Source organism: Vibrio sp. 10N.247.311.47 (assembly GCF_041467535.1).
In the GTDB taxonomy this organism is placed as follows: Bacteria; Pseudomonadota; Gammaproteobacteria; order Enterobacterales; family Vibrionaceae; genus Vibrio; species Vibrio crassostreae_C.
The window spans coordinates 105,249-128,081 of the sequence record NZ_JBFSUR010000014.1 but is presented as its reverse complement, the minus strand read 5'-3'; the positions used below and the strand labels follow the sequence as shown (position 1 = coordinate 128,081).

14 protein-coding genes and 1 riboswitch are annotated in these 22,833 nt (G+C 43.9%); of the genes, 8 read left to right on the top strand and 6 right to left on the bottom strand.

The window, feature by feature from the left end; genetic code table 11:
• Positions 1 to 894: 894 nt before the first annotated feature.
• Positions 895 to 2,175 (bottom strand): sodium:proton antiporter, encoded by a 1,281-nt coding sequence (locus AB6E51_RS11645; RefSeq protein WP_017061334.1) that lies wholly within the window; start codon positions 2,173 to 2,175, stop codon positions 895 to 897.
• A 169-nt stretch (positions 2,176 to 2,344) separates the two neighbouring features.
• Between AB6E51_RS11645 and metH the strand changes: the two genes are divergently transcribed.
• A complete protein-coding gene (gene metH, locus AB6E51_RS11640) occupies positions 2,345 to 6,022 on the top strand; it encodes a methionine synthase (RefSeq protein WP_372058113.1) in 3,678 nt (1,225 codons plus the stop codon).
• 106 nt (positions 6,023 to 6,128) lie between these two features.
• Here metH and lysC read toward each other — a convergent pair whose 3' ends face one another.
• Positions 6,129 to 7,496, bottom strand: coding sequence for a lysine-sensitive aspartokinase 3 (gene lysC / locus AB6E51_RS11635; RefSeq protein ID WP_136973962.1), 1,368 nt, complete (start codon positions 7,494 to 7,496; stop codon positions 6,129 to 6,131).
• A gap of 108 nt (positions 7,497 to 7,604) precedes the next feature.
• Positions 7,605 to 7,782, bottom strand: a riboswitch (Lysine riboswitch).
• Between the two features lie 176 nt (positions 7,783 to 7,958).
• On the opposite strand from lysC, the gene AB6E51_RS11630 reads away from it, so the two are divergent.
• The gene (locus AB6E51_RS11630; RefSeq protein WP_371722096.1) at positions 7,959 to 9,098 is read left to right on the top strand and encodes an alanine--glyoxylate aminotransferase family protein; all 1,140 of its coding nucleotides are present in this window, start codon (positions 7,959 to 7,961) and stop codon (positions 9,096 to 9,098) included.
• Positions 9,099 to 9,210: 112 nt separating this feature from the next.
• On the opposite strand, the gene AB6E51_RS11625 is transcribed toward AB6E51_RS11630, so the two are convergent.
• From AB6E51_RS11625 to AB6E51_RS11610, 4 genes are all read right to left on the bottom strand, one after another.
• Complete coding sequence (locus AB6E51_RS11625) at positions 9,211 to 10,974, bottom strand: PglL family O-oligosaccharyltransferase (RefSeq protein ID WP_372058114.1); 1,764 nt, start codon at positions 10,972 to 10,974, stop codon at positions 9,211 to 9,213.
• Positions 10,975 to 11,070: 96 nt separating this feature from the next.
• On the bottom strand, positions 11,071 to 13,902 hold the full coding sequence (gene uvrA / locus AB6E51_RS11620) for an excinuclease ABC subunit UvrA (RefSeq protein ID WP_372058115.1): 2,832 nt from the start codon (positions 13,900 to 13,902) through the stop codon (positions 11,071 to 11,073).
• A gap of 149 nt (positions 13,903 to 14,051) precedes the next feature.
• On the bottom strand, positions 14,052 to 14,924 hold the full coding sequence (gene galU / locus AB6E51_RS11615) for a UTP--glucose-1-phosphate uridylyltransferase GalU (RefSeq protein WP_017061340.1): 873 nt from the start codon (positions 14,922 to 14,924) through the stop codon (positions 14,052 to 14,054).
• A 157-nt stretch (positions 14,925 to 15,081) separates the two neighbouring features.
• Complete coding sequence (locus tag AB6E51_RS11610) at positions 15,082 to 15,729, bottom strand: LuxR C-terminal-related transcriptional regulator (protein ID WP_029235590.1); 648 nt, start codon at positions 15,727 to 15,729, stop codon at positions 15,082 to 15,084.
• 278 nt (positions 15,730 to 16,007) lie between these two features.
• Between AB6E51_RS11610 and AB6E51_RS11605 the strand changes: the two genes are divergently transcribed.
• The 6 genes from AB6E51_RS11605 (at position 16,008) to mshL (ending at position 22,812) form a co-directional block, all read left to right on the top strand.
• Entirely contained in the window at positions 16,008 to 16,565 is a 558-nt protein-coding gene (locus AB6E51_RS11605; protein ID WP_017061342.1) for a single-stranded DNA-binding protein, read from the top strand.
• A gap of 161 nt (positions 16,566 to 16,726) precedes the next feature.
• A complete protein-coding gene (csrD, locus tag AB6E51_RS11600; RefSeq protein ID WP_017062969.1) occupies positions 16,727 to 18,742 on the top strand; it encodes an RNase E specificity factor CsrD in 2,016 nt (671 codons plus the stop codon).
• Positions 18,743 to 18,744: 2 nt separating this feature from the next.
• A complete protein-coding gene (locus AB6E51_RS11595; RefSeq protein WP_372058116.1) occupies positions 18,745 to 20,187 on the top strand; it encodes an MSHA biogenesis protein MshI in 1,443 nt (480 codons plus the stop codon).
• A complete protein-coding gene (gene pilO / locus AB6E51_RS11590) occupies positions 20,187 to 20,834 on the top strand; it encodes a type 4a pilus biogenesis protein PilO (protein ID WP_017061345.1) in 648 nt (215 codons plus the stop codon). The genes AB6E51_RS11595 and pilO overlap by 1 nt, the downstream gene beginning before the upstream one ends.
• A complete protein-coding gene (locus AB6E51_RS11585) occupies positions 20,827 to 21,159 on the top strand; it encodes a hypothetical protein (RefSeq protein ID WP_017061346.1) in 333 nt (110 codons plus the stop codon). Before pilO ends, AB6E51_RS11585 begins: the two co-directional genes overlap by 8 nt.
• Positions 21,160 to 21,174: 15 nt before the next feature.
• The gene (gene mshL / locus AB6E51_RS11580) at positions 21,175 to 22,812 is read left to right on the top strand and encodes a pilus (MSHA type) biogenesis protein MshL (protein ID WP_017065932.1); all 1,638 of its coding nucleotides are present in this window, start codon (positions 21,175 to 21,177) and stop codon (positions 22,810 to 22,812) included.
• Positions 22,813 to 22,833: the final 21 nt, after the last annotated feature.

Sequence of the window (22,833 nt, the reverse complement as noted above, 5' to 3'; positions counted from 1 at the left end):
GAAGGTCTGTAGCGCTTGGAATGGATTTCTTGAGTGCAAAGATCGCGTCACAAAAATGTGTACAAGAGATTGGATTGACCTGATCAGTTAATTTTCCGGATTGGTATAATATACGCCATTAGCAAAGCCGCGGATTCTCCTACTTACCAAAACAGCGCGTGTTGGGAGTCTAAACCTCCAACCTTTCCATATACTAAGCCTCAGCAGAAATACTGGGGCTTTTTTGTATCTGCTGCTTCTACGAAGTAATGTTGGGATAACTAGGCGCTCCTAGCTCACCTGCGTGCTCGAATCTCCGGAGTGCCTACTCATTCCAGCCTTGCCATATTTAAGACTCTAGTCTGCACGTCTCGGCAGAAATGCTAGCGCTTTTTATTCCTGTCATTTTTACAAGTATCACTTGAAGTACCATGTATTCCTTTAGCTATCTCTATCGAACACTGATTTAGTGCAGCCTTGCTGTATTTAATGACTTAGTTCAAAGCTAAAGCTTTCTGTTCACCACTCATCTAGCTCCGTAGTCCTGTTAATAACTAACGCTATTCTAGCGAGACGTTGAGTCCCGTTATTTTTGTTTCCAGGTGAAAGGTGAAGCCTTTCGATTGAAGCTTATATAACTTGAGAGTGGGTTATTGGGTAGACTAACGAGTGAGCAGAAGAACGAGTTCTCAGTATGACTTAACCTTCTGAACGAGTTCTGGCCAAATTTAGTGCTCCCCCGAAATTAAGGCTTTCGATTACTCCAATAATAGTGGTATCAAATATCGATATGAGCTCTATGTTCCACGCATACCTTTCAGCGATAGCTTCAGTATGGGAATTGGTGAGTTTGACTTCCATTGGGTATAAAAAAGGCCACCTAAAGTAGGCGGCCTTGGTTGATCTATCTAGGTGTTAATCTAGCTCTTTCTCTGCTTGTTTTGCTTTCTCTATCATAGGAGTGATAGTTGAGCCTTGAACCAGAATAGAAAACACAACAACGGCGTATGTCATGACAAGGATTATCTCTTTAACATCGATTGCTTTGTCTTCAATTACCCAGATACCTGAAGGGATTGAAAGTGCCATGGCTAGTGCTAAGCCACCGCGTAAACCACCCCAAGTTAGAATCTTAATCGACCACGGGTTGTAAGTTCTAAAGCGTTTAAATCCGATGTAAGACAAGAAAACACTCAAGTAACGTGCACTCAATACTAGAGGGACTGCGAAAGCCATTAAGATCCAATCTTCTTGGTGGAATTTGAATAACAGCATCGACATACCAATTAGTAGGAATAATACGCCGTTTAAGAATTCATCTATCAATTCCCAGAAATGATCTAAGTGATCTTCACTCTCTTTTGAGAATCCGATAAAGCGAGTCCAGTTACCAATCATGATACCTGAGACCACCATCGCTAATGGTCCTGATACATGTAGAACTTCAGCAAACGCATAACCAGCAGTTGGAATGCCGATGGTTAATAGCAACTCCATCGAGTGGTCGTCGGTGTTGCTGATTAGGTAATGGAATACAAGACCTAAAACAAAACCGTAGACGATGCCGCCAATTGCCTCTTGAACGAATAGCATGGTCACACTACCGACGGTTGGCGCTTCTGTGCCGAATGCGATAGTAAATAGGGTTACGAAGATAACTAAGCCAAAACCATCGTTGAATAGAGATTCTCCCTCGATTTGAGTAGAGATTCTTCTGGGAGCGTCGAGTTTCTTTACTATTGCTAGCACGGCGATGGGATCGGTTGGAGAGATTAGCGAGCCAAAGAGTAGGCAGTAAATCAGATCAAATTGAATACCGATGAACTGGCAAAACCCGTACAGCACAAAACCGATAAAGAATGTTGAAAACAGCGTAGCACCTAACGCGAGTACTGTTATTTCCCATTTCTGGTCTTTTAGGTTTGGTAATTTGATTCCCAAACCGCCTGCAAATAGTAAGAATCCTAATATCCCTTTTAGAAGGAAATCTTCAAAATTGATACTGGCAACGGTCTCTGAGGCAATGTCTGCCAATTGGAACCAATTATTTTGTCCCGCAATGATAATCAATAGAGATAACATCATTGAGCCAGCTGTGATGGCGATGGTTGTCTGCATTTTACCAATTTTTGTATTCACGAAAGCAATAAGCATGGCTGCAGCGGACAAGAAGCATAAGGTGTAATAGACCGACATTGGGATTCCAACATGTAACAAAGTATGAATATGAATTTTCGTTGTCTCATGCTCAAATAGCAAACATTTTTTTGTCATGACTCAGTAATCAATTTCCTTTTTTAGACGTCTAGACTCCTTTTTAATGTGTGATAGGATGGAGGGATAATTAAAGGAATGAGGTTGTACCGTGGGAAGTAATGTAAGGCAAAAGATTGACGCTCTGTTGAAGCAACGAATTTTACTGATTGATGGTGGCATGGGCACCATGATTCAGGATTATAAATTGGAAGAGCAAGACTATCGTGGTGAACGCTTTGCTGATTGGCACAGTGACTTGAAGGGCAACAATGACCTTTTAGTTCTTACACAGCCTAAGCTTATCAAAGATATCCATATGGAGTATTTGGAAGCTGGGGCTGACATCCTCGAAACCAATACCTTTAACGCTACAACCATCGCTATGGCCGACTATGATATGGAAAGCCTTAGTGAAGAGATTAACTTTGCTGCTGCCAAGCTTGCTCGTGAAGCAGCTGATGAATGGACTGCAAAGACCCCAGATAAACCTCGCTTCGTCGCGGGTGTATTAGGTCCAACCAACCGAACTTGTTCTATCTCGCCTGATGTAAACGATCCAGGTTACCGTAATGTTAGCTTTGACGAACTGGTTGAAGCCTATTCTGAATCGACTCGCGCGCTCATTAAGGGCGGTTCAGATTTAATTCTTATTGAAACTATCTTTGATACGTTAAACGCGAAAGCGTGTGCCTTTGCCGTTGAATCTGTTTTTGAAGAGGTGGGTATTGCTCTTCCAGTGATGATTTCCGGTACCATCACTGACGCATCAGGTCGTACCCTTTCAGGACAGACGACAGAAGCATTCTACAACGCCCTTCGTCATGTAAAACCAATCTCATTTGGATTGAACTGTGCATTGGGCCCTGATGAACTGCGTGAGTATGTCGGTGAGATGTCTCGTATCTCAGAGTGCAATGTTTCTGCTCACCCTAATGCGGGTTTGCCTAATGCATTTGGCGAGTATGACCTTTCTCCTGAGGATATGGCTGAACATGTTAAAGAGTGGGCTGAAAGTGGCTTCTTGAACCTAATTGGTGGGTGTTGTGGTACTACTCCAGAGCATATCCGTCAAATGGCTGAGGCCGTTGAAGGTGTAACGCCGCGTCAATTGCCAGACTTACCAGTTTCTTGTCGTCTTTCGGGACTAGAGCCACTGACGATAGCTAAAGAATCTTTGTTCGTGAATGTAGGTGAGCGGACCAATGTTACCGGCTCTGCACGCTTTAAGCGCCTTATCAAAGAAGAGCTCTACGACGAAGCCTTGAGTGTAGCTCGAGAGCAAGTCGAGAATGGTGCTCAAATTATCGATATCAACATGGATGAAGGGATGCTAGACGCCGAGGCGTGTATGGTTAAATTCCTGAATCTATGTGCTTCAGAACCTGAAATCTCGAAAGTACCTGTTATGGTCGATTCTTCTAAGTGGGAAGTTATCGAAGCTGGCCTAAAGTGTATTCAAGGCAAAGGCATCGTTAACTCAATCTCTCTAAAAGAAGGCAAAGAGAAGTTTGTTGAGCAAGCCAAATTAGTTCGTCGTTATGGTGCTGCTGTCATCGTGATGGCGTTTGATGAAGTCGGGCAGGCTGATACTCGAGAGCGTAAAGTCGAAATCTGTACCAATGCCTACAACATTCTTGTTGATGAAGTCGGTTTCCCACCAGAAGATATTATTTTTGACCCGAATATTTTCGCAGTGGCTACTGGTATCGATGAGCATAATAACTATGCGGTTGATTTCATTGAAGCAGTAGGAGACATCAAACGCGATCTCCCGCATGCGATGATCTCTGGCGGTGTGTCGAATGTTTCATTCTCATTCCGTGGTAATAACTACGTCCGTGAGGCTATTCACGCGGTATTCCTATATCACTGTTTTAAAAACGGTATGGATATGGGCATTGTAAACGCTGGTCAGTTGGAAATTTACGATAATGTTCCAGAAGATCTGCGTGATGCTGTTGAAGATGTGGTACTAAACCGTCGTGATGATTCGACTGAAAGATTGCTGGATATGGCGACCGAATACCTAGAGCGTGCTGTTGGTAAGGTTGAAGATAAATCTGCATTAGAGTGGCGAACTTGGCCTGTAGAGAAGCGTTTGGAGCACTCTTTGGTAAAAGGTATCACCGACTTTATTGTTGAAGATACCGAAGAAGCTCGTGTTAATGCCTCTCGTCCTATTGAAGTGATTGAAGGTCCTCTAATGGACGGAATGAACGTTGTTGGTGACCTGTTTGGTGAAGGTAAGATGTTCTTACCACAGGTTGTAAAGTCTGCGCGTGTGATGAAACAGGCGGTTGCCCATTTAGAACCATTCATTAATGCATCCAAAGAAGTGGGCGCAACTAACGGTAAGATTTTGTTAGCGACCGTTAAAGGTGACGTTCACGATATCGGTAAAAATATCGTTGGTGTGGTTTTACAGTGTAATAACTACGAAATTATCGACTTAGGTGTGATGGTTTCTTGCGAGAAGATTCTCAAGGTAGCGAAAGAAGAGAATGTCGACATTATTGGCCTGTCTGGGCTGATTACACCGTCTCTTGATGAAATGGTACATGTTGCTAAAGAAATGGAGAGACAGGGTTTCAAGCTGCCTCTTCTGATTGGCGGCGCAACCACATCTAAAGCTCACACAGCAGTTAAGATTGAGCAGAATTATTCAGAACCTGTTGTATACGTAAATAATGCCTCGCGTGCAGTGGGTGTTTGTACTTCACTACTTTCTGATGAATTGAAACCCGCTTTCGTTGAGAAGCTGGATATCGATTACGATCGCGTTCGAGATCAGCACAATCGTAAGAAGCCTCGTACCAAGCCTGTCACGCTTGAAAGAGCTCGTGCCAATAAAGTTGCTATCGATTGGGATGCGTATACGCCACCGGCACCCGCTAAGCCGGGAGTTCACATCTTCAATGATTTTGATGTGGCAACTTTGCGTCAGTACATCGATTGGACTCCATTCTTTATGACATGGTCATTGGTTGGTAAATACCCTGCAATCCTTGATCATGAAGAAGTGGGTGAAGAGGCAAAACGTTTATTCAAAGATGCTAATGATTTACTGGATCGCGTAGAGAAAGAGAAGCTGCTTGAAGCGCGTGGTATGTGTGCCATGTTCCCAGCGAACAGTGTTGGTGATGATATTGAGGTGTATACCGATGAATCTCGTACCGAAGTTCTAAAAGTTCTACACAATCTTCGTCAACAAACAGAGAAACCAAAAGGCTTTAACTACTGTTTGTCTGATTACATTGCGCCAAAAGAAAGCGGTAAAGCGGATTGGATTGGTGGCTTTGCGGTTACGGGTGGTATTGGTGAGCGAGAGCTGGCTGATGAATACAAAGCGAAAGGCGATGACTACAACGCGATTATGATTCAGGCGGTTGCTGACCGATTGGCTGAGGCGTTCGCGGAATATCTGCATAAAGAAGTGAGAAAGGATATTTGGGGTTACTCGCCAGATGAGAATTTGTCTAACGACGATTTGATTCGAGAGAAATACCAAGGTATTCGTCCAGCTCCAGGTTACCCTGCTTGCCCAGAGCATACAGAGAAAGGTACGTTGTGGGAGCTGATGGACGTTGAAAAAGCCATCGACATGTCACTAACCACGAGTTACGCAATGTGGCCAGGTGCCTCAGTGTCGGGTATGTACTTCTCTCATCCTGATTCGCGATATTTTGCGATTGCACAGATTCAACAGGATCAAGTAGAAAGCTATGCTGATCGTAAGGGCTGGGATATGTTAGAAGCCGAGAAGTGGTTAGGTCCTAACATTAACTAGTTTGAATCTATGATGAGCTTTGATTCGTAAAGTAAAAAGAGAAAGGGTTGCTAAATAGCAACCCTTTTTGTATTTGTGATTTATCTGTCGATGATAAACGGACTTTCTATTCAAATAATTCTTGGTGCAGTTTTTGAATCGCCAACTTAGAAACAGATTCATTTAGTAAGAAGCACAGGTTGTGTGGGCTTGCACCGTAACAAATCATGCGTAGGTTGAAGTCTTCAAGAGTGCCGAAGACCTGCTTTGCATAGCCTTTGCTTTCACTCATGTTGTTACCAATAAGAGCAACAAGGCATAGGTCGTGTTCAATATCTACAGAACACAGCTCCTCAAGCTCAATGCGAGCGGCTTCAGGTAACTCAGGGGCACCACCAGAGGTATCCGTTTGATCGAGTGTTAGTGAAACACTGATCTCTGAAGTGGTGATAAGATCGACCGAGATCTTATGTTTAGCAAGGATCTCGAATACCTTTGCCAAAAAGCCATAGGCATGGAACATATTAGCGCTACGTAGCGTAACCATGGTTTGGTTGCAGCGTAGGGCAAGCGCTCTAAATAGAGGAGAGCTCTCAACTTCTTGACGAATCCAAGTACCACCTAACTCTGGCGCTTTAGAAGAGCCGACAAATACCGGTATTTGGTGGCGTAGTGCAGGTACTAGAGTTGATGGGTGCAAGATCTTCGCACCAAAGTTTGCCATTTCCGATGCTTCACTAAAGCTGATCTCTGGGATAGGAGAAGCTTTAGGTGCAATACGAGGGTCAGTGGTGTAGATACCCGGAACATCCGTCCAGATTTCTAGACCAATCGCCTGTACAGATTCGGCAATCAGTGCTGCTGAGTAATCACTGCCACCGCGGCCTAAAGTCGTGGTGTTACCTTCGCTATCAGCGCCGATAAAACCTTGGGTAACGACAACTTGTTGTTGGCAAAGTGGAATCAGTTTCTCTTGCGCTAGAGCGGCAATATCTTCTAGTTGAGGTTCGGCTTTACCAAAATCATCATTAGTACGCATCACATCTCTGATATCAAAGCGAACAGCAGGAGTGCCTCGTTCAGAGATGATCTGAGCCAAGATGTGTGTCGACATCAACTCGCCACATGCGACAAGGTGATCCGTCAGTTTAGTACTTGTTTGGAATGATGCGGCCTCTGCAGCGCTCGCAATGTCATCAAGAATGCTGTGGACTTCTTTTTCGATGCTGATTGGATCTGCGAGTTGGTCAAGAATTGCGTTGTGAATGTCCGCTAATTGCGCCATTAGTTCCTGACGACGAGCTTTGTCTTGAACACCATTTGCTAGTTCAACCAGCAAGTTAGTGACACCAGAGCATGCACTACTCACGACCAGTTTCGTGTTTGAGTTGTTTTCAATAATGGCAGCACAACGGCTCATTGCTTCAAAGTTGGCAACACTTGTTCCACCAAACTTAGCGACATTAAAAGAACCAGCTACATTAGATGCACTCACGATATATCTCCCACGACTTCCTAAAATAAAATTACGGTTGGGTAATCCAACGTCCGATGTTTTTCGAAGAGAGTTTTAGAGCAAAAAGAGAGGAATTATTAGAATAGTAACCTCAGAAGCTCTTCACCATATAGAAATGGCGACAGTTGACGGGATTCAGCCCGCTCAACCGATAATAAAGGTCCTGCATCCTTTTATTATCTCGGCACTGCTCCCCATAAATGTTTTGTATTGGAAATGCGGTTCCACAAAACATCTGCCTGGGCAGTGCTCCTCTTCTGCTAGATAGCCGTTTCATTGAACGTTTTTGTGGTAACAATGTCAATCCGTAACTTGAGATAATTGAAAAATAATTTTAACAATTATGTGACAGTGGTTTGACCTCAATACTTATGGCTAATTGCTGAGGTAATCAATTTGCTTTAGGGTGGATTGTTCACAACATTAACGTAAGGGATGTACATGTCTAATTTACCACTCACTACCGCTATCGATAGCTTTTATCCACTACACCGAACGTTAATGGGGCCTGGTCCTTCTGATATCTCACCTCAAGTGCTACAGGCTTTGAGCCGTCCAACCATAGGTCACCTAGACCCGCTGTTTATTGCGATGATGGATGAGCTTAAACAACTTCTTAAATACGCTTTTCAGACTGAAAACGAATTTACGATTGCCGTTTCTGCACCGGGCAGTGCAGGTATGGAGACCTGTTTTGTTAACTTGATTGAGCCTGGTGAAAAGGTGATTGTTTGTCGTAACGGTGTCTTCGGTGAGCGTATGCGAGAAAACGTGGTGCGTTGTGGTGGCGAAGCCATCCTTGTTGATGACGAATGGGGCAAGCCCGTTTCAGTTGAAAAGGTAGAACAAGCATTGGCAGAAAACCCCGATGCCGTTGCTGTTGCATTTGTGCATGCAGAGACATCAACCGGAGCGTTATCTGATGCTCAAGCTATCTCTGCTGTCGCTCGTCAGTTTGATGCGTTAACGATTGTTGATGCAGTGACATCATTAGGTGGTGTGCCATTGCTGGTTGATGAGTGGCAGCTTGATGCGGTTTATTCTGGCAGCCAAAAGTGTCTGTCTTGTGTGCCAGGGCTATCTCCAGTGACTTTCTCTCAGCGTGCGGTTGATAAAATGAAAGCCCGTAAAGCACCAGTGCAAAGCTGGTTTTTGGATCAAAGTTTAGTATTAGGTTACTGGAGTGGAGAAGGTAAGCGTAGCTACCACCATACCGCACCCGTGAACAGCCTTTATGCTCTGCATGAGTCGCTGGTTTTGTTGAAAAATGAAGGCTTAGATAATGCGTGGTCTCGTCATCATGCGATGCACCAAGAGCTTAAAGAAGGCGTAGAAGCTCTAGGGTTAAAGTTTGTGGTTGATGAAGAGAGCCGCCTGCCGCAGCTTAATGCACTTTATTTCCCAGAAGGAATTGATGAGGCTAAGATCAGAACGCAGCTTTTAGAAGAATATAATCTTGAAATCGGTGCTGGGCTTGGCTCTTTGGCTGGTAAGGCATGGCGTATCGGCCTAATGGGTTACGGTGCTCGTAAAGAGAATGTCGCGTTGTGCCTAAAAGCGCTAAAAGATGTTTTGAAGTAGCTGCATGAACTGAAATTAAAAAGAAAAGCGCACGAGAGATCGTGCGCTTTTTTGTATCTACCCCAAGCTCCTACTGCCTACTAAGTGAAGCTTGCGTTGCGAATTCTTAACATTATTCTGCAGACGAAACGTTATCTTCTGCTTGTGACACTTTCTTATACTGAACCTTTGAAAAGTCTCTGTTAGGGAATAAAAAGTTCGCTTCGCTACGAATTTGCTCTGCTTTACTTTCTTCTCCTAGGCCTTGATACGCCAGAATCAGATTGCTGTAGAAAGCCGGTCTTGGTTTGCTCTTAATGATCTCCAGTGACCAATCGATGTAAGGCTGTATAAGGCTCGGGTCGGCTTTGTAGAGGCCGATATTAAGGTAAGTGCTGTATATATCCCAATCGTAGCGATCTTTCCACACCACTGGGTTCGTTACCTGCTTAAGAATGTCCGGATTTTTCGGCTTAGACAGTTCAAATTTAGTCAGTACATAGTTGGTGTGCAGGGCGCTCAACATATAAAAACTGACCAAAATAGGGAGCACTAAGCTCAACACTCTAAATAGGGTCTTGCTGATGATACTGAACGACTGTTGATAATGTCGGGAAGAGCGCTGATCTACCCAGTAAATCAATATAATGAATGTTATCCAGTGAATCGCCGAGTGGTAAAAAGGATACTCAAGTTGAGAGTGCAAAAGGATTGGGATAAATAACGCGAGCAGGGCTAGACGTGTTCCCTTTGCTGAACTTGTTATGCGTGACATCACCAATATTGCAGCAATCAAGATTCCGATGATTGGTACAATCCCCCCTTCAACTCCCCAAAACAGGAACTCATTGTGCGGGTGATCCATTGAAGGAAGACCTGGATGATAGTTCGAGTTGAGTTGATGTTGGCGAGCTGTATATAGCGTGTATTCAGACTCAAATTTCCCGTAACCATAACCTGTAAATGGCTTTTCGATCATCATATCTAAAGCTTGCGGGAACGTATAAGCGCGCGGGCTTTCTAGGTTCGCTTTCTTGCTAGCGAGGCTATCAGTCGCACTTAGGCTGATCACCGAAAAAGCGACGACGACACCGACGAGCACTGATGCGCACCATCCGTAGAAGCGTTTCTTGGTCGAGAACTTGTATAGATAGGGCAGAATGCAGATAAACCCAATGACAGCGGCCAACCATCCGGTACGTGATGCAATGATGATCAGCAAGGGCACGGTTAAGGTTGGAGTTAAATACAGTAGGAATGATTCGCTGATCTTATGGTTATATTTAGTCGGCTGCCTTGCTAAAAGGTAAGCGGACAGCACAAAACCAGTAGCAAGAAAGCTTGCCATTACATTCGGTTGTTGAAATATCCCATATGGTCGGTTTGCAGCAGTGTTGTAGCCAAATAGGTTACCAGGTTCTAATAAGAAATATTGCACATAGCCAAATAGTGCTTGTATAACAACAGCAAGTACAATGAACCACAACATACGTTGCTTGTGTTTATTGCTGAACTTAAATTGCTGCAGCACCACAAATAAGGCAAAGCCCGCCCACAATCCAAGCAAGCGTCCTGACGCTCCTTGAGGTGCAGCATTGCTGTATAAAATGGGTAGCGTGAGTATGATGCAGCTAATCAACAAGCCAATTGTTAATTTGGAATACTTGAGTACTCGATTGGTCGCAAGTTGGTAAAAGCCAATCGCTAGCGTGAAGCTTAGCGCTAGCCAAGTGGTAGGGTTAAAGGATAGAGCAAGGCCCGAACCACCAGGATTCGGCATAAAAAAATGCATAGCTAACAAGAATACAACAGCTAAAGAAGCCAGAAATGCTTTGTTGAGTGGTAGCTGAGTGACCTGATTTTCTAGCTGAGTACCGCTAGTGTGTATTGTTGCCATAAATCCCTAACCTTATAAAAACAGAGCTTGTTCCTTCTGAAACAAGCTCTGTTACTTTAACATTTTTCTGTCTGCCCGCAGGGCGCTATTTTACACCTACTTCAAATTTAACATAGGCTTAAGGAAGCGAGCAGTGTGTGAACCTTCGACTAACGCCACATCTTCAGGTGTACCCTCTGCAACAATCTCACCACCACCTTGCCCACCTTCTGGGCCAAGATCTAGGATCCAGTCTGCTGTTTTAACGACATCTAGGTTGTGCTCAATCACGACAACTGTATTACCGTGATCACGCAGTCTATGTAATACCGTCAGTAGCTGCTGGATATCGTGGAAATGAAGGCCTGTTGTTGGCTCATCGAGAATGTATAAGGTTTTTCCCGTGTCTCGTTTAGACAGTTCACGCGCTAATTTAACACGCTGAGCTTCACCACCAGATAAGGTTGTAGCTGCTTGCCCTAAGCGAATGTAAGAGAGGCCAACGTCCATTAAAGTTTGCAGTTTACGAGCGATAACAGGTACCGGGTTGAAGTATTCACGAGCATCTTCCACAGTCATCTCTAGAACTTCGTCAATGGTTTTACCTTTGTAGCGGACCTCTAGAGTCTCACGGTTATAGCGCTTACCTTTACACACATCACAAGGCACATACACATCGGGTAAGAAGTGCATCTCTACCTTGATTACGCCGTCTCCCTGACAAGCCTCACAACGACCACCACGAACGTTAAAGCTGAATCGACCTGGCTTGTAACCACGAGAACGTGATTCCTGAGTGCCCGCGAATAGTTCACGAATAGGGGTGAAAATCCCTGTGTAGGTCGCAGGGTTTGATCTTGGTGTACGACCGATAGGGCTTTGATCTATGTCGATTACCTTATCAAAATGTTCTAACCCTTTAATCTTTTTGTGCTTTGCTGGAACTGCAGTCGTGGCACCGTTTAATTGAGTGTGGGCGACTTTAAAGAAGGTATCGTTGATAAGCGTTGATTTACCCGAACCTGATACGCCCGTAATACAACTGAACAAGCCAACAGGAATTGTCGCGGTCACATTCTTTAGGTTGTTCCCCGTTGCGCCAACGATCTCGACGACCTTTTTCTTGTCGATAGGCGTTCTCTTTTCAGGCACTGCAATTTCTTTAGCACCGCTCAGGTATTGGCCTGTCAAAGAGTTCGGGTTTTCGATGATGTCTTGCATGGTACCTTCTGCCACCACGTGACCACCGTGCACCCCTGCTCCTGGACCGATATCGATAACATGGTCAGCACAACGAATTGCATCTTCGTCATGTTCCACAACAAGTACCGTATTACCTAAGTCTCTCAGGTGAATTAAGGTTTGCAATAGACGTTCATTATCGCGCTGGTGGAGACCAATTGATGGCTCATCAAGTACATACATAACGCCAACTAAACCGGCACCGATTTGGCTCGCCAAACGAATACGTTGCGCCTCACCACCAGACAGCGTTTCAGCACTGCGTGATAGGTTAAGGTAGTTCAAACCAACGTTGACTAAGAAATGCAGACGATCATTGATCTCTTTCATCACTTTATCTGCGATCTGCCCACGTTGACCGTCTAGCTTCAATTCTTGGAAAAATTGTAGTGCGTCAGCAATGCTAAGTTCAACGATTTCCGGAAGTGTTGTATCACCAATGAAAACATTACGAGCTTCTAATCTCAGGCGAGTGCCATCACAGCTAGAGCACGATTTGGTTGAGATGTATTTAGCAAGGTCTTCACGCACTGCGCTCGATTCAGTATCACGGTAACGGCGCTCCAAGGTATTTAAAATGCCCTCAAATGGATGACGCTTAACCCGAATATCACCTCGGTCATTGATGTACTTGAATTCCACTTCAGTACGATCTGATCCTTTTAGAATGATCTCTTGAGTCTTTTTCGGTAGAGAATTAAATGGCGCATACAGATCAAAACCATAATGTTCTGACAGCGACGTTAGCATTTGGAAATAGTAGTAGTTCTTTTGATCCCAACCTTTTATCGCACCTTCAGCAATGCTTAGGTTCTCATCTAAAATCACTCGGCTTGGATCAAAATACTGTTGAACACCAAGACCATCACACGTACCACATGCTCCTGCCGGGTTATTAAATGAGAACAGGCGAGGCTCAAGCTCTTGCATGCTGTAACCACATTTAGGACAAGCGAAGTTAGCAGAGAATACGATCTCTTCTTGATCCGTTTCGTCCATCCAGCCGACGACAGCGATACCGCCAGAGAGCTCTAATGTGGTCTCGAATGACTCGGCTAAACGCTGTTGAAGATCAGGACGAACCTTGAATCTGTCTACCACAACTTCAATGGTGTGCTTCTTATGAAGTTCAAGTGCTGGTGGATCGGATAGATCACAGGTTTCACCATCAATTCGGGCTCGGATAAAGCCTTGCGCAGCTAAGTTTTCCAGTGTTTTAACATGCTCACCTTTGCGCTCTTTGACAATCGGTGCCATCAACATCATCTTTGAGCCTTGAGGCAGTTCTAAGACCTTATCGACCATTTGACTGATGGTTTGTGCTGCTAGAGGGATGTTGTGGTCTGGACAGCGAGGTTCGCCTACTCGCGCATACAATAATCTGAGGTAATCATAGACTTCGGTAATGGTACCGACGGTTGAGCGAGGGTTATGTGAAGTCGATTTTTGTTCTATTGAGATAGCTGGAGACAGACCTTCAATATGGTCGACATCAGGCTTTTCCATAAGAGATAGAAATTGACGAGCGTAAGCAGACAGAGATTCAACATAACGACGCTGACCTTCTGCGTAGAGTGTGTCAAACGCAAGTGACGACTTTCCTGAACCCGATAATCCGGTGATGACAGTCAGTTTGTCACGTGGAATGGTTAGGTTGACGTCTTTGAGGTTATGCGTACGAGCGCCTCTAATTTCTATTTTATCCATCTCAATAGACCATGTAATTTTAAGTGGCTAAAGTATTACATAGAGTGAGATTTGTGCAAAGTTTTACTGGATAAAAAAACAGTAAACAAAAAGGGCGACTCAAAGAGTCGCCCTTTCTAAAATCAGTAACGTTAGTGATTAACCAGTCGTTATGCTTCTTTCTTGGTCGAGTGTTTACCTAGCTCGATTTGCTGCTGGTCTTTCTTGTATAGGTTTTCGAAGCAGTAGTTTGTTGCTTCGATATAGCCTTCAACACTACCACAGTCAAAACGTTGGCCTTTAAATTTGTAAGCCAATACACAGCCTGCTTTTGCCTGTTTTAGCAATGCATCAGTGATCTGGATTTCGCCGCCTTTACCTGGTTCTGTCTGCTCGATTAATTCAAAGATATCTGGAGTCAGAATATAACGACCAATGATCGCTAGGTTGCTTGGTGCTGTACCTTGCTCTGGCTTCTCTACCATGTCATCAACTCGGAAAAGGTCATCTTTGATCATTTCGCCAGAGATAACACCGTACTTGTGAGTCTCTTCTTCTGGAACTTCTTGTACAGCAACAATAGAACAGCGGAACTGTTTGTATAGCGCAACCATCTGAGCTAGCACGCCTTGTTGCTCGTTCACACAAAGGTCATCAGCAAGTACTACTGCGAACGGTTCATCGCCTACAAGTTCGCGACCCGTTAAAATAGCATGGCCAAGGCCTTTCATCTCACGTTGACGAATGTAGGTGAAGTTTGCCGCTTCAATCGTTTCACGGATATTAACCAATAGGTCTTCTTTATTGGTGCCGCTAATCTGGTGCTCAAGCTCGTAGTTTTTATCAAAGTGATCCATGATCGAGTGCTTACCACGTCCAGTAACGATGCACATTCCATCCATACCAGCTTCGATAGCTTCCTCTACACCGTATTCAATCAGAGGTTTGTTTACTACAGGCATCATTTCTTTAGGCATTGACTTGGTTGCAGGTAAAAAACGTGTACCGTAGCCAGCTGCCGGGAAAAGGCACTTTTTGATCATGATAAGACCCTTTATCTATAATAATTATTGATTCAACCTGAGTGGTTGATATTTCTGAGGGCAACTCTAGCATAAGTTATGTAGAAAATTCAGCAACAATAGCCATGGTTTACTAGAGCTTCCCTCAAAATTATCGTCAGACTAAGAGGTGGGTCGATTATGCAAGCAGGTTCTGGTTTGCCCATGCTATCGCTTGAACTCTATTTTTTACCGCAAGCTTACGGAATATTTGATAGAGGTGAGATTTAACCGTGAACTCACTAATAAACAAGTCATCGGCGATTTGTGTGTTTGAAGACCCGGATTGAAGACAGCGAATCACCTGGATCTCACGAATGGTTAAATCAACATTGGTTGGTGTGGTGTTGGTATTGACCATATTGCGATAATAAAACAACAGTTGATTGGTTACCTTCCTTGGCAGCCAGTTATCGCCATCAATGACTTCTTGAAGACCACGAGCAATCTTGTCCTTTTGTTCAGTGTTGTAAAAGAGTCCTTTTAGTACCCCATAGGTAAGAAGCTCTGAGGTTGGAAGTTGCTGGGGGACATTGAATAAAATGATTTCGTGATTTTTCCACATAACAGTCAGGTTAGGACAAATAATCAGTAGTTGTGGTACCTCTCTGTAATCGACGAGCAAGATCCGGTTACTCTGCTTTCTATCAACTAGCATTAATTCGTCGGGTGTCATTTTGTAGAGAACAATAGATAAATGCTTTTCTATCTCTTTTACATGTAGATAGGTATCGTTTGGGTCGATGCACAGAAAGTGTAAAGTGCGAGCGTATCTTGATTTTCTCATTGAAACGTCCTGTTTGAGTGGGATTAGATTCCACGTTGTCATGCAGGCTTTAGCTTCTCTAGCGCCTTGATAGTGACTTGCGTTGAATATCAATTATCAAAGTAAATGAGTGGTTTGTAAGTGGAGAAAAAAGCAACATCGCTCTGAATATCATGATTTGTTACGTTTTTATTCTTTGTAGTGAGGAGAGAATAGGAATGCGATTTATCACTGTAGAAAAGCATGCTATTCTTGTGCGCTAAAATTTTCTGAGACTATGAATTTAGACGGAGCAAATCATGGCTAGCCGTGGAGTTAACAAAGTTATATTAGTGGGTAACCTAGGTAATGACCCTGAAATTCGTTACATGCCAAATGGCGGCGCAGTAGCGAACATTACCATTGCAACGTCAGAGTCATGGCGTGATAAAGCAACTGGCGAGCAGCGTGAAAAAACAGAATGGCACCGTGTTGCTCTGTTTGGCAAGCTTGCGGAAGTTGCTGGTGAGTACCTACGTAAAGGTTCTCAAGTTTACATTGAAGGTCAACTTCAAACACGTAAATGGCAAGATCAAAGCGGTCAAGATCGCTACACAACTGAAGTGGTTGTTCAAGGCTTCAATGGTGTAATGCAAATGCTTGGCGGCCGTGCTCAAGGTGGTGCTCCTGCTCAAGGTGGCATGGGTAACAACCAACAGCAAGGTGGTTGGGGTCAGCCACAGCAGCCACAACAACAGCAACAACAATACAGTGCTCCCGCTCAACAGCAGCCAAAAGCACCTCAACAAGCTCCTCAGCAGGCTCAACCTCAATATAATGAGCCGCCAATGGATTTTGATGATGACATCCCATTTTGATCCCTGTTTTTAATATATTATAAAGACAGTATTAAATTGGAAAAAGCCGCGTTCATCGCGGCTTTTTGTTACCTACAATTCTTAACGCTTTATTTACAACGTCAATTTATAGTATAAGTAGCAATACGGTATAATGTGAGTTGAAAAGGATTTCGTTATTCATGAGATATACCCCGACACTAAAATTGAGCACTCGATTGGTCGCATTTGTCACCGTGATAGTGATCAGCGCGATGTTCATTCTTTTTATTGGTGGCACACTTTCCTTTAAGCGTATTGGACAGGAATATTTAGACCATTATTTGGTTGGCATTGTCGACGTTGTAGATAAAGAGATGGAAGACCCTGACGCCGCGTATTCAATGCAGCGTTGGATGCCTAAGATGTTGCAGGCGAGCAATATTGTTGAGATGAAACTCTCGAACAAGACCGGCATCGTTTATCGTTTCAAAGATACCTCCCCACAAATTGATCCCAATCGTCTTTATGAGAAAAGCTTCATTTTAGAGCGTAATGAAGGCTACCGAATCGAATTTAAAGCACTTCCTCCTTATATTGGCTACAACTACTCAATGGAAGCGATGTGGTCAATTACTTTGGCTGTCGCATTGGTTCTGTTCTGTCTTGCTCGCGGTGTTCGTTGGTTGAAAGAACAACTCATGGGTTCTGAAATCTTGGAAGAGCGAGGAAGAATGATCTTGGCCGGTCAGGTTGAAGCTCATGCAAAGGGAGATGAGCGAGAGTGGCCTTATACCGCAAGCGAAGCCTTAGATGTATTGATTGAAGAGCTACAAGATGCTCGTCAAGAACGAAGTCGCTTTGATACCTTTATTCGTACCCATACTTTCCTAGATAAACTCACGGGAACGGCAAACCGAGTTTTATTCGATAATAAGCTGGAATCGGCACTGCATGAAAGTGGTGCTCGAGGCGGTGTGTTACTGATACGTATCGACGAATGGGAGCAAGTTAGTGATGCTAACGATAAGCAAACCACAGACGGCTTTATTATTGAAGTCGGTGAAGTACTGTCGAATATCGTTCAACGCTATCCCGATGTCATTTTTTCTCGCTATTACGAAGCGGACTTTGCTGTATTTATCCCTCATCAGGGCGCAAAAGATATTGCGACCTTGGCTGCTCAGTGTTTAAGGCAGTTAGATAAGCTAACTCCGCCAGAGCCTTTAGAGTCGGATAACTGGTGTCATATTGGTGTGACCATGTATACCGAAGGTGAGCGTCATAGCCAGATCATGGATGAAACGGAAACGGCACTAAAGAGTGCTCAGTTAGAGCGTATTAATAACTGGAGCCGTTACCCGAAAGAGAATAAGAATGAGCTTGATAGAGGCAGTGTTCGTTGGAGAACATTACTTGATAAAGCGCTGCTTCCTGAAAATTTAGTAATCTTTGCTCAGCGGTGTTATCTTATGCCGGAATCTGGTCAAGTTAATGAATTGCATAGAGAAATATTTACTAGAATTCAGGATCCTGACAAAGGTTTATTGAAATCGTCTCGATTTATGCCTGCGGTAGAGCAAGTGGGTTATCAAGCTCAAATGGACCAATCGGTTCTAAAGGTTGTGTTGAAATCGTTGAAAGAATCAACTCAACCTATCAACTATTCAGTGAATCTGAATGTTACCCCGTTTGCTAATAAACAGCACTTTAAGTGGTTTAGGAGTGAGTTGTTACAGCTCTCTGCTCAACACCGCTCTCAGCTTGCGTTTGAGTTTCCAGAAGGGCACTTGATTGCTCATCTTGATTATATGAGACCGGTGGCAAAGATGTTGCGAGGTTTAGGGTGTAAAGTTGTGGTTGGCCAAGCTGGGCGAACCATTGTTAGCACTCACTATATAAAGGATTTGAAGGTTAATTATATTAAGCTTCATCGAAGCCTAATAAAGAAAATCGACCAAAGGCATGAGAACCAACTGTTTGTTCGCAGCTTAATTGGGGCGTGTGGTGATTCTCCAACTCAAGTTATTGCCGTTGGAGTCGAGACAAAACAAGAAAAGAATACCTTGATAGAGTTAGGCATTAACGGCTATCAAGGGAGATATTTCGACGAAGAACAACAAATTATCCCTTTGCCTAATCAAGCAGAAAAAGCCGCGAAAGCGGAATCTGTTGTCAAAGTTGGACGAAGAAATCGATGGCGTAAGAGTAGTAGTTAAGAATGAATTTTAAAGCGATTTTAGACAAAATAAAGCCAACGAATAATAAAGGTAGCTCGCAAGTTGTCTTGCTGGGCAATGACGCCATTTATATTTCATCGACAGAACAAGATCCTCAAGTAGCCAGCATTCCCGTGGTTAATGGGGACTGGGAGAGTGCGCTAAAAAAATCGCTTAGCAGTGAGGCGTTTACCAGTAATAGCGTCCAACTGATTGTCTGTGCTAACTACTACCAAACCTACCAAATTGATAAACCGGACATTCCAGAGAGTGAATGGTCGGTAGCACTGCCTTTTTTACTCAAAGATCTTGTTTCAGAAAGAGTCACGGAAATTACTGCGAGTGCGGTCGCGTTACCAACGTCGAACAAGCTGCAAGTATATGTCCTGCCTAAAAAGCTGTTGGACAAGCTTTTGAATATCACTAATTCGGCTCAGGTTGAATTAATAGGTGTTGCTCCTGAAGATGAAATCTGGGGTTACAGTGCAGGCGAACTGTCTAATTTCATTCTTTTACAACGTAGCGTCAATTCACACTTTAAATTGGGTGCGTTTGTCGAAAATACCGTTTGTTTTCAAAGAACCATCCGCAGTGTTGTGCCACCTTTAACGGGTGTTGCGTCAAGTGCTCTGCAGTTAGATGGCCTCGCTTTAGAGCTTCAACGCTCGATTGATTACCTTTCTTCTCAAATTAAAGGCACCCAGCTTCACCAGCTTAAAATCTGTTGTGACGAAGAAGATGAAGCAGAGTTACAAAGTGCCTTAAACAGTACATTGAGCTCGACAGTTTCACTGTTGGTTGAAGGTGAGCGTGATAATTCAGAGAGTTTGTTGCTTAAACTTGCAGCTGAAAAAGAGACGTTTAAGGTCAATCTTTACCCTGAACACCTTAAGCCTAAAAAAGAATATTTTACGCTGACCAATGTTGTTGCGAGCTGGGGAGCAGTTTGTGTTTTGATGCTTGGTGGTTACTTCGCAATGCAGTATCAAGTTTCTAATCTAGATAAAGAGCTAACAGCCCTGCAACAAGACTCGAATCAACTTAATAAGCAAGTTAACCAATTGAATAGTAAGTTAACTCAGCATAAACCGTCTCCAGAGAAAGTCGCGGCGGTTGCGCGTCTCAAACGTGAGACTGAGGCTAAAAAAGAGGCTTTGAAGGCTGTTGGACAATACGACGAATCCCAACAAGTCGGGTATTCTGGCGTCATGAATTCCTTAGCTAAATTAGGCCGAAATGACATTTCTCTTTCGCACATCTACATGACCCACGATACTTTAGATCTTAGTGGCTTGGCTCGTAACGCAAATGTCGTTCCGAACTGGATTGGTCAGTTTAAAAGTGAGCTTAATTTAGTCGGACGCACTTTTGAAAAACTAAAAATTGGCCGTAATGATCAGGATGTGGTGACGTTTGAGCTAAGTACTCGTCGGGAGAGTAAATAATGCAGCAGTGGAACCAGCTGAGCGATAAGTTTCTTGCATTAAGTCAAAGAGAAAAATGGCTACTTTTTGTGTGTGGTTTTGTTGGCCTATCGATGTTGTTGTTCACCTTATTGGTTGAGCCTGCGTATCTCGATCTACAAGCTAAAAATGCCAAGGCGAGCAGCCTGACTCAATCGAATCAAAGGCAGCAAGGTGAGTTACTTGTTCTGCAAGCTCAGTTAAACAAAGACCCAGACAAAGAAATTAATCGAGAGTACAAAAAGCTGCTGGTGGAGAGCCAAGATCTCTCTCTTCAGCTTTCTCAGATTGTTGATGGATTAATCACACCTTCTCAAATGTCGCAGTTACTGGAGAGCGTTCTTAACGCCGGTAATGGACTAAAGCTTGAATCGCTAGAGTCATTAAAACCAGAAGCGATTTCGAACAATAAAGAGACCAGCGAATATTCAGGCTACTTTCTTCACCCTGTAAGAATGGAGCTAACCGGCAGTTACTTTGATATCTCAGCTTACCTTCAAGCACTTGAGTCTCTACCTGTGAGTTACTACTGGCGCACATTTGAATACTCAGTAGAAGAATATCCTAAAGCTCGACTGGTGTTCGAGGTTTACACATTAGGTACTAGACAGGAGTTTATCGGTGGTTAGAACTCTTTTGTTGTCCTTGCTATTTAGTAGCTCTTTTGTGTGGGCTGAGCAAGATCCCACGGCGCCATTAGGCTGGCTTTCACCTCAACAGAAAACGGCGCCTGCTAAGAAAGCACCAACTCGTTATCGCTTGCCTTCTTTAGAAAGCATCGTGTGTAAGGGAGATACGCCTTGCTATGCGATTATGAATGGTCAGATTCTCGGACAAGGGGAAACGATCAGAGGGTACCGAGTTAAGAACATAGATCCAGAATACGTCACTCTGCAGAGAAGCTCTAAGCAGTGGAAATTAGAGATGTTCTCTTTAGATGTTAAGAATAATTAAGGTTAGAGTGAAGACATGCGTAAACTTGTAGTAGCAATCCTAGTGTCATCTTTAGTCGGCTGTTCGATGGGGCATAGAGATCCTGTTGAGATTAAAGAGTCTTTAAACGAATCAATTAATGAAGCCAATAGCAGAGCGCTTCATGAGCTGCCTTCGTCGGTTCAAGATGACCTTATGCCTCAGCTTAATTCTGACTCGATGTCTCCGGGGATGGAAACGGTTAAGCGTTTTCGTATTCAGGCAAAAGGCGTTGAAGCGAGAACTTTTTTTGCCAGCTTAGTGAAAGGTACGGAATATAGTGCGGCTATTCACCCAAGTGTGTCTGGAAACCTTACGCTTAATCTAACGGACGTGACGTTAGATGAGGTACTGGCTGTTGCTCAAGATATGTATGGCTACGATATTGAAAAGCGTGGCAAAGTGATTCAAGTTTATCCTGCCGGTCTTCGCACCGTAACGATCCCTGTCGATTACTTACAAGTTAAGCGTTCTGGTCGCTCACTAACGACGATCACCACCGGCACGATCTCTAACTCAGATTCGAATTCATCGAGCTCTTCAAACTCGAACTCAAACTCGTCAAATTCATCTAACTCTTCTAATTCATCAAACTCGACATCGAATGGTGGTACAGAGATTGAAACGACCTCTGAAAGTGATTTTTGGCCACAGCTTGAAGCGGCGGTTGCTCACTTAATTGGCTCGGGCGATGGGCAAAGCGTTGTCGTGACCCCGCAAGCTAGTGTGATTACAGTGCGTGCTTACCCTGACGAAATTCGTGAGGTTCGAGAGTTCTTAGGTATTTCTCAAAAACGCCTGCAGCGTCAAGTTATCCTAGAAGCCAAAATCATGGAAGTAACCTTGAGTGATGGTTACCAACAAGGTATTAGCTGGTCTAATTTATCTAAGTCGATTGGCAGCGGCGGTGTGGTAATTGATCGACCTGGTGGAACTTTGCCTCCATTAGATGCGATCAGCTCTTTGTTAGGCGGGCAAACCAACGTAACGATCTCAGATGGCAGTTTTGAAGCGGTATTGAGCTTTATGGATACTCAAGGTGACCTGAACGTTCTATCAAGCCCACGAGTCACAGCTGCAAACAACCAGAAAGCGGTTATCAAAGTGGGTACTGACGAATACTACGTGACGGATTTATCTAGCGCGGTAGGCAGTGGTGACAACGCGAACGTCGCACCTGAGGTTGAGTTAACTCCGTTCTTTTCGGGTATCTCCTTAGATGTGACCCCTCAGATAGATGATAAAGGTAGCGTATTCTTACATGTTCACCCAGCCGTTATTGAGGTCGAGGAAGAAGTGAAAGAGCTCAACCTTGGTTCTACAACGGGTGTGGTGCAGCTTCCTTTGGCGAAAAGCTCTATTCGTGAGTCTGACTCAGTGATTCGAGCTCGAGATGGCGATGTGGTTGTTATTGGTGGTTTGATGAAATCCAACACCAGTGATGTGACCTCTAAAGTTCCATTCCTCGGTGATATTCCAGCCTTAGGTCATTTGTTCCGTAATACCAATCAGTTAACGCAAAAAACTGAGCTCGTGATCTTACTTAAGCCAACGATCGTGGGTGTGAATACTTGGCAAAATGAGTTGGAGCGTTCACGTGATCTTCTTCAGCAGTGGTTCCCTGATGAAGAGTAATTGCTTACTTTCTCAATATAG